The sequence below is a fragment of the Inquilinus sp. genome (genome assembly GCF_039594555.1).
GTDB lineage: Bacteria > Pseudomonadota > Alphaproteobacteria > DSM-16000 > Inquilinaceae > Inquilinus.
Window position 1 is genome coordinate 1 of record NZ_JBCNNF010000338.1, and the last position, 7,558, is coordinate 7,558.

The 7,558-nt window shown below is 72.3% G+C and carries 9 protein-coding genes; 6 read left to right on the top strand and 3 right to left on the bottom strand.

Annotated elements, in window-relative coordinates:
• From ABDW35_RS27520 to ABDW35_RS27530, 3 genes are all read left to right on the top strand, one after another.
• A partial coding sequence (locus ABDW35_RS27520) for an ABC transporter permease subunit (RefSeq protein ID WP_343717050.1) occupies positions 1-199 on the top strand: 199 nt, incomplete at its 5' end.
• A gap of 5 nt (positions 200-204) precedes the next feature.
• The gene (locus ABDW35_RS27525; protein WP_343717051.1) at positions 205-1,035 is read left to right on the top strand and encodes an ABC transporter permease; all 831 of its coding nucleotides are present in this window, start codon (positions 205-207) and stop codon (positions 1,033-1,035) included.
• A 96-nt stretch (positions 1,036-1,131) separates the two neighbouring features.
• Positions 1,132-1,749: a glutathione S-transferase family protein gene (locus tag ABDW35_RS27530; protein WP_343717052.1), complete on the top strand. Its 618-nt coding sequence runs from the start codon at positions 1,132-1,134 to the stop codon at positions 1,747-1,749.
• Here the strand turns inward: ABDW35_RS27530 and ABDW35_RS27535 are convergent.
• Together ABDW35_RS27535 and gpt are read right to left on the bottom strand one after the other, a co-directional pair.
• Positions 1,746-2,906 (bottom strand): Xaa-Pro peptidase family protein, encoded by a 1,161-nt coding sequence (locus tag ABDW35_RS27535; protein WP_343717053.1) that lies wholly within the window; start codon positions 2,904-2,906, stop codon positions 1,746-1,748. The two genes, ABDW35_RS27530 and ABDW35_RS27535, sit on opposite strands and share 4 nt — an antisense overlap.
• Positions 2,907-2,913: 7 nt before the next feature.
• The gene (gpt, locus tag ABDW35_RS27540) at positions 2,914-3,405 is read right to left on the bottom strand and encodes a xanthine phosphoribosyltransferase (protein ID WP_343717054.1); all 492 of its coding nucleotides are present in this window, start codon (positions 3,403-3,405) and stop codon (positions 2,914-2,916) included.
• A 159-nt stretch (positions 3,406-3,564) separates the two neighbouring features.
• Between gpt and ABDW35_RS27545 the strand changes: the two genes are divergently transcribed.
• On the top strand, positions 3,565-3,822 hold the full coding sequence (locus tag ABDW35_RS27545) for a hypothetical protein (RefSeq protein ID WP_343717055.1): 258 nt from the start codon (positions 3,565-3,567) through the stop codon (positions 3,820-3,822).
• A 5-nt stretch (positions 3,823-3,827) separates the two neighbouring features.
• Here the strand turns inward: ABDW35_RS27545 and ABDW35_RS27550 are convergent, their stop codons facing one another.
• Positions 3,828-4,457: a FecR family protein gene (locus ABDW35_RS27550; protein ID WP_343717056.1), complete on the bottom strand. Its 630-nt coding sequence runs from the start codon at positions 4,455-4,457 to the stop codon at positions 3,828-3,830.
• Positions 4,458-4,594: 137 nt separating this feature from the next.
• Here ABDW35_RS27550 and ABDW35_RS27555 point away from each other — a divergent pair, with 137 nt between their 5' ends.
• Positions 4,595-5,308, top strand: a complete 714-nt coding sequence (locus ABDW35_RS27555; protein WP_343717057.1) for a Crp/Fnr family transcriptional regulator — start codon at positions 4,595-4,597, stop codon at positions 5,306-5,308.
• A gap of 4 nt (positions 5,309-5,312) precedes the next feature.
• A complete protein-coding gene (locus tag ABDW35_RS27560; protein WP_343717058.1) occupies positions 5,313-7,457 on the top strand; it encodes an adenylate/guanylate cyclase domain-containing protein in 2,145 nt (714 codons plus the stop codon).
• Positions 7,458-7,558 lie beyond the last annotated feature (101 nt).

A 7,558-nucleotide genomic window follows, 5' to 3' on the forward strand; every position in this document is an offset into this window, starting at 1 on the left:
GATGGCCGGCGCGGTGGTGGTGGAGAATGTCTTCACCCTGCCCGGGCTGGGCCGGCTGGCCTTCCAGGCCATCGCCCAGCGCGACCTGATCGTGGTCAAGGACGTGGTGGTGCTGCTTGCCGCCATCGTGGTGACGGTGAACTTCCTCGTCGACGTGGTCTATGCCGTGATCGACCCGCGGCCGAAGCAGGCGGGGTGACGCCGATGCTGCGCCTCCTGGCCCATCGCGGCTTCATCCTCGGCCTCGCCCTGTGCGCCGTCTTCATCGGCATGGCGCTACTCAGCCTGCTCTGGACGCCCTATGCGCCGAATGCCATCGCCATCCCGCAGAAGCTGCAGACGCCGAGCCTGCTGCACTGGCTGGGCACCGACCAGCTGGGCCGGGACACGCTGTCCCGCATCATGGTCGGCGCCCGCACCTCGGTCGCGGTCGGGGTGGTGGCGGTGGCCATCGGCCTCGTCCTCGGCGTGCCGCTGGGCCTGTGGGCGGCGGCCCGGCGCGGCTGGACCGACGAGGTGCTGGGCCGCGCCGTCGACCTGACCTTCGCCTTCCCGGCCGTGCTCAGCGCCATCCTGATCACCGCGCTGCTGGGTCCCGGCGCGGTCAACGCCATCCTGGCGATCGGCATCTTCAACATCGCCGTCTTCGCCCGGGTGTCGCGCGGCGCCGCCCTGGTGGTCTATGGCCGCGACTTCGTTCGCGCTGCCCAGTCGCTGGGCCGGTCGCGGCTGGACATCGCGCTGCGCCACGTGCTGCCGAACATGGCCAACGCCCTGATCGTGCAGGCGACGATCCAGTTCGCCATCGCCATCCTGGCCGAGGCGGCGCTGGGCTATCTCGGCCTCGGCACCCAGCCGCCGCAGGCCAGCTGGGGCAAGATGCTGCTGGACGCCCAGACCCTGCTGGCCCAGGCGCCGCTGCAGGCGGTGTTCCCCGGCCTGGCCATCGCCGTGGCGGTGCTGGGCCTGAACCTGATCGGCGACGGGCTGCGCGACCTGCTGGATCCGAGGATGAAGGTCGGCCGGATCGGCTGACGCAAAAACCTTGCGTCACGGCGCGATCATCGCGCGCACCTCGCGCCGGCGGGCGGATAGGGTCACGGCATCTTCCTTTGAGGCCGTGACCTCCCCATGAAGCTGCTGTACCAGACGCACTCTCCCTATGCCCGCAAGGTGCTGGTGATGGCGCATGAGGTCGGGCTGGCCGGGCGGATCGAGGTGATCCACCACGAGACCAGCCCGACCCGGCGCAACGACGCCGTGTTCGCCGCCAACCCGCTGGGCAAGGTGCCGGTGCTGATCTGCGCCGACGGGCTGGCGCTGTTCGACAGCGTCGCCATCTGCGACCACCTGGACGGGCTGCATGACGGGCCGAAGCTGATTCCGCCCGCCGGCCGGGCGCGGGCCCTGACCCTGCGGCTGCAGGCCCTGGCCCAGGGGCTGGCCGATGCCGGCATCGCCCTGCGCTGGGAGACGGAGCGCCGGCCGGAAGCGCTGCGCTATCCGGCCCTGGCCGAGGGCCAGGCGGCGAAGCTGCAGGCGGCCTACGATTTCATAGAGCGCGAGGTCGACCTGGACGGCCCGGTCGAACTGGGCCAGATCGCCCTGGCCACGGCGCTGAGCTGGCTGGAGTTCCGCGGCCTGCCGGAATTCCGCCCCGGCCGGCCGCGCCTCTCGGTCTGGTTCGACGCCTTCAGCCGCCGCCCGTCGATGCTGGCGACGCCGCTGTCAGGCGAGACCCAGGACTAGGCGACGACCAGCTCGGTCGGCGCCAGGGTCAGCGGCTCGCACCCCGTGTCGGTGACCAGCACGGTCTGGCCCGAGGTCATGGCCAGGCCCCGGTCGCTGTCGTAGAGGATGATGTGGATGAAGAACACCATCCCCGGCGCCGCCAGCGTCGGGTTGCCGTGGAAGAACATCGACAGATTCGGCGAGTCCATCCAGTTCGGCGCGAAGGTGGTGCCCAGCGAATAGCCGCAGGCGTTCAGCCGGGCGTGGCGCAGCCCGGCGGCGTCGGCCACCCGGGCATGGGCGTCGAACACGTCGCCCAGCGGGCGGCCCGGCTTCAGCGCCGCCTTGGCCGCCTCCAGCGCCTCGACCGCTGCCTTGTGCATCGACCGATGCTCCGGCGAGGCCTTGCCGACCAGCAGCGTGCGCATCAGGCAGGCGTGGTAGTGGCGGTAGGTGCCGGCGAATTCCAGCGTCAGCTGGTCCTCGGCCGAGAGGTGCCGGCGGCCGGTGAAGTAGCGGCACATCAGGGCGCCGGGACCGGAGCCGATGATGAACTCGTTGGCCGGGTCGTCGCCGCCGCCGCGCCAGACCGCGCCCTGCATCGCCGCCAGGATGTCGCCCTCGAAGGCGCCGGGCCCGGTCAGCTTCACCGCCTCGTCATAGGCGGCGTCGGCCAGCTTGGCCGCCTCGCGGACATAGACCAGCTCGGCCGGGCTCTTGATCAGCCGGAAGCGGGAGACGAGGTCGGAGGCGTCCTCGTGCCTGGCGTAGCCGTCGAGCTTGGCCTTGAGGCGGAAGCCCAGCGCCGCGGTCAGGCCGTAGGCATCCCATTCGACGCCGATCCTGTTGCCGCGGACATCGTATTCGTCGAGGATCTTGAGCAGGTCGTCCGCCGGCTCCGACCCCGCCCGGTCGACCCAGACGCGGACATCCTCGATCACCGAGGTGAAATAGGCCTGGCGCTCGTCGGCGGAGCGGGTCAGCAGCGTCATCCGGCCGTCGACGCCGAGCCAGAGGCACTGGAAATAGACATAGCCGAAAGTGTCGTAGCCGGTCAGCCAGTACAGCGACTCCTGGCGGAACACCAGCAGGCCGTCGAGGCCGCGGGCGGCGATCTCGGCACAGACGCGGCGGCGGCGGTCCGCCAGCTCCGACGCCTCGAAATGGATCGGCATGGCGGCCTCAGCGCTTCTGGCGGATCTCGGCGATCGGCTCGGCGTAGCGGTATTCGATGTCCCAGGGGAAGAAGATCCAGGTGTCCTGGCTGACTTCGGTGATGAAGGTGTCGACCAGCGGCCGCCCGGCCGGCTTGGCGTAGACCGTGGCGAAATGCGCCTTCGGCAGCAGGTCGCGCACCACCCGGGCGGTGCGGCCGGTGTCGACCAGGTCATCGACGATCAGCCAGCCCTCGCCGTCGCCTTCCACCGGCGGCTTCAGGATCTTGGATTCCCGCATGTCCTGGTGGTCGTAGGTCGAGACGCAGACCGTGTCGATCAGCCGGACGTCGAGCTCGCGCGCCAGGATCGCCGCCGGCACCAGCCCGCCGCGGGTGATCGCGACGATGCCCTTCCACGGCCCCAGCTCCGCCAGACGCCAGGCCAGGGCACGGGCGTTGCGGTGCAGCTCCTCCCAGGACACCGGGAAATCCTTCCGGAACGACGCGTGCTCGGCCATCTACGGTTCTCCAAGACCCCGTGGGGAATTCGCGTGTCATAGCGCAACCGGACCGGCACCGGAAGGGGATGGAGCCGCGGAGTCGGCCTTGATCTCGCCATGCTTGGCCACGATTCTTGGCCCGCAGCCCCGACGCTGCGCCGCAGATCAGAGACCGGAATGCGCCGCCTTGCCCTGACCGCCGCCCTTCTCGCCTTCGTTGCCGGGCCCGCTTTGGCCGCGGAATCCTGCGACGTGAACGCCGAATCCGCGGCCGTGGTCGCGGCCTGGGGCTCCAAGGTCCGCGACGGGTCGCTGCCCGAGGACAAGCTGTCCGAGATCTCGAAGAAGATCCAGTCGCTGCCCTCGATCAGCGCCCAGGACCCGAACAAGGCCTGCGCCGTGCTGGCCGAGATCAAGCGCGACCTGGGGCTGTAGTCGCCTCAGCGGATCTCCACCATCGCCAGAGCGCGCCGGACCTTCTCGGCCGGCCAGCGCTTGACCGCGCCCGGCGGCTCCTTGCGGCTGGTCACCGCCGTGCCCTCGCCGGGCCCGAGCGTGACCGAGCCGGCATCCGTCGACACCTCGACCGAGCCTTCGATCACCAGCACGCCGAAGGCGCCGTCGATCGGGCCGGCGAAGAAGCTGGTGCCGCGCACCCCGAGGGTCGCCACCCCGGTCTCGATCGAGAGGCTGTGCCCGGGCACCTGCTCGACCCCGCCGCCGACGAATTTGAAGGCGCCCTGCAGCCGGCGCAGCGCCAGGGTGGCGCCGCCATCGGCCCCGCCATAGGCGAAGCGGTCGACCAGCAGGCGCGCCGCGGGCCCCAGCGACAGCTCGGTGCCGTCGTCGAGCTTGACCTGCAGCCGCGACTGCGGGCCGGTCCACAGCGTGTCGTCGAGGAACACCGGCGACGCCGGGTCCAGCAGCCGGTCATGGCCCTGGTAATAGGCGCCGGCAGCCGGCTCCAGCCGGTCGACCTGGCCGATCTTCGGGCGGTCCTGCGCCAGGGCCGCGGCCGGCAGCAGCAGGCAGGCAAGGACGAGCCCGACGGAGCGTGAAAGACGTGTCATCGCGATCTCCCTTTCGGAGAGATGATGGTTCGGTGCGGGGCCGTCCGGTGTTACCTGGGTCACGTTGCGGCGCAACCGGGCCTTCCCGTAGCGGGAGACAGCCCTTATCTTAGCTTAGCCCTGGCAGGAGAGTCCGCGTGACCAGCGTTTCCGCTGTAGAGAAGCGTCGTCTTCTGTCCGAGACCCCGTTCTTCACCGCCTTCTCCCCGGCCCAGTGCGATGCCCTGGCCGCCCGGCTGACCGAGCGCAGCTATGAGGACGGCGACACCATCTTCCTGCGCGGCGACGAGAGCACCAGCCTGATGATCGTCGTCTCCGGCCGCGTCGCGCTGCGCCTTACTTCGCCGCAGGGGCGCGAGATCCTGCTGGCCATCCTGGAGCCGGGGGAGATCTTCGGCGAGATGTCGCTGCTGGACGGCCGCGGCCGCAGCGCCGATGTCGTCGCCTTCGGTCCCTGCCGCCTCCTAAGCCTGGAGCGCCGCGACATGCTGCCGGTGCTGCAGGCATCGCCGGAGGCCTGCATCCGGCTGCTGGAGCTGCTGTCGACCCGTCTGCGCCGCACCAGCGACCAGCTGGAAGGCGTCGCGCTGATGGCGCTGCCGTCGCGGCTGGCGCGGCTGCTGCTGACCCTGTCCGAGGCCCATGGCTCCCGCGGCAAGGATCGCGAGATGCTGGTGCCACTGGACCTGTCGCAGCGCGACCTGGGCCAGCTGATCGGGGCCAGCCGCGAGAAGGTCAACCTGCAGCTCGGCCGCTGGTCCGCCGACGGGCTGCTGCGCCGGGAAGACGGGGCGATGGTGATCTGCGACACCGACGCGCTGGCCGACATCGCCGACGCCGGAGCCTCTTGACCCGATGCGCCGGCTGTGGCGCCGCCTCGCCCTGGTGCTGCCGGGACTGCTGGTCCTGGCCGGGCTGACGGCGCTGCGCCTGGCCGATCCGGCCCCGGTCGCGGCCTTGCGGCTGCAGGGCTTCGACCTGTTCCAGCGGATGGCGCCGCGACCCTACGACCCCGACGTGCCGGTGCGCGTGGTCGCGATCGACGACGAATCCCTGCGCCGGCTCGGTCAGTGGCCGTGGTCGCGCGACCTCCTGGCGCAGCTGGTCGACCGGCTGGGCCGGGCCGGGGCGGCGGCGGTGGCGCTGGACCTCGTCCTGGCTGAGCCGGACCGCAGCGCCCCGGCCCGGATCGCGGAGCTGCTGGCCGGCCGCGCCGACCCGGCGGAGCTGACGCAGCTGGCCAAGGCGCTGCCGGATCCCGACCGCGACCTGGCCCAGGCGCTGGAGCGGGTGCCGAGCGTGGTGGCCTTCGCGCCCGCCGACACGCCGGGCCGGATGCCCGTGATCAAGGCCAGCTTCGCCGAGATCGGGCCGGCGCGGCAGGGGCTGGGCCGCTTCGCCGCGGCGGTGCCCAGCCTGCCGGAATTCGAGGCCGCGGCCTGGGGCAACGGCAGCATCGGCGCGCCGGCCGGCCGCGACGAGGTGCTGCGCCGCCTGCCCGCCGTCGCCCTGCTCGGCGATGCCCTGATCCCGTCGCTGGCGATCGAGGCGTTGCGGGTGGCCCAGGGCGCCGGCACGGTGACGCTGCGGGCCGCGCCCGACGGCCCCGGGCTGGACGCGGTGCGCGTCGGCGACGCGATCCTGCCGGTGGCGCCGGATGGCCAGTTCTGGCTGCGCTTCACCGCCGACGTGCCGGCCCGCCAGGTGCCGGCCTGGCAGCTGCTCGAGCAAGCCCCCGCCCCGAACGCGGCGATGGCGACCGATCCCGCCGCGGCGCTGCGCGGGCGGATCGTGCTGGTCGGCGTCACCGCCACCGGCTTCGGCGACACCGTGCTGACGCCGCTGCGCGACCGCATCGCCGGCGTCACCGCCCATGCCGAGGCGCTGGAGCAGATCCTGCTCGGCGCGTCGCTGACCCGCCCGGCCTGGGCCGAGGCGGCGGAGATCGGCCTGCTGCTGGTGCTGGGCCTGGCGCTGGTGGCGTCCTGGCGCCGGCTGCCGGCCATCGTCTCCGGCGGCCTGGCGGTGCTGGCCGCGGGCGCCATCGCCGCCGGCGCCTTCCTGGCCTACCGCCAGGCCGGGCTGCTGCTGGACCCGACCCTGCCGGCGCTGGGCCTGCTGCTGACCCATGGCGCGGTGGCGGCGATGGCGCAGTGGCGGGTCGAGCGCGAGCGCCGCGCCATCCGCGCCGCCTTCGCGCAATACCTCGCCCCGTCCCTGGTGGCGCGGCTGACCGAGCATCCGGAGCGGCTGCGGCTGGGCGGCGAATGGCGCGAGATGTCCTTCGTGTTCACCGACATCGCCGGCTTCACCAGCCTGAGCGAATCGGTGCCGCCGGACCGGCTGGTGGCGACGCTGAACGACTATTTCGACGGGGTCTGCGGTTGCGTGCTGGACGCCGGCGGCACCATCGACAAGATGGTGGGCGACGCGCTGCACGCGATGTTCGGCGCACCGCTGGACCAGCCGGACCATGCCGAACGCGCCATCGCCTGCGCCCTGGCCGTCCACCGCTTCACCACGGAGTTCGCCGCCGCACGCCGGGCCGAAGGCGTGCCCTTCGGCGAGACGCGGATCGGCGTCACCACCGGCGGCGCGGTGGTCGGCAATTTCGGCAGCCGGCACCATTTCGACTATACCGCCTACAGCGAGGCGGTGAACCTGGCGGCGCGGCTGGAGAATGCGAACAAGGCCCTGGGCACGGCGCTCTGCGTCTCTCCCGCCACGGCCAGGGCCTGCCCGGACCGGACGTTCCGGCCGGTGGCGCGGCTGCAGCTGCGCGGCGTCGGCGTGCCGATCGAGACGATGATTCCGGATGAGCTGTGCCCCGCCCCCGCCGGCGCCTACGCCGCGGCCCACGCGGCGCTGCGGCAGGGCGATCCAGGGGCGGCGGCGCTATTCGCGGCGCTGGCAGCGGCGCATCCCGGGGATGCGGTGGTGCGCCTGCATGCCCGGCGCCTGGCGGCCGGCGCGACGGACGACCTGATCGCGATCGACTGAGGCCGGTCAGCGGCGGCGCTGCGGGCGGATCACGACCGTCTGGCGGGTCGGGGCCAGCACCGACCACTGCCGCGGCCGCACCACCCAGCGATGGGAGATCT